Source organism: Streptomyces sp. DH12 (genome assembly GCF_020873895.1).
GTDB lineage: Bacteria > Actinomycetota > Actinomycetes > Streptomycetales > Streptomycetaceae > Streptomyces.
This window is the reverse complement of record NZ_JAHWGT010000640.1, coordinates 1-536: the sequence shown is the minus strand read 5'-3', so window position 1 is coordinate 536 and position 536 is coordinate 1. Positions and strand designations below refer to the sequence as shown.

Below are 536 nucleotides of genomic sequence, written 5' to 3'. Positions count from 1 at the left end.
CTCCCGCACCGCGCCGGTCACCGCCTTCTCCACGGCCAACCCGGCGTCCCGGACGTTGACCAGCAGGGCGTCCAGGTCGGCGAGGGTGGGCTGCGGGGCGTCGGGGGCCTCGTAGTCCTCGGCGCGGACCACGCCGAGGATGCGGCGCAGCTCGGTGAGGGCGGCGACGGCGTTCTCCCGGATGGTGGCGAAGGCGCGCTCCAGCTCCTCCGGCGGGTTCTCCACCCGGTACGGCGCGGCCTCGGCCTGGATGGCGACCACCGACATGTGGTGGGCCACCACGTCGTGCAGCTCACGGGCGATGGTGGTGCGCTCCTCCAGCAGGGTGCGCCGGGACCGCTCCTGCGCGGTGACCGTCTGCTGCGCGGTCACCTCCTGCTGGGCGGTGTGCCGGACGTGCCAGAGACAGACCACGAGCAGGGCGAACGCCGACGTGACCAGCATCGGCCCGCCGTTGGTGTAGTAGTACGACCCGCCGATGAAGATGTCCGAGAGGATCGCGTACGCGGCGGTGACGACCCACGTCCAGACGGCGG

General features: G+C 72.6%; 1 protein-coding gene. It reads right to left on the bottom strand.

Features of this window, described 5'->3' with window-relative positions; genetic code table 11:
- On the bottom strand, positions 1-536 hold a 536-nt coding region (locus LPA54_RS36220), incomplete at both ends, for a sensor histidine kinase (RefSeq protein ID WP_228984775.1).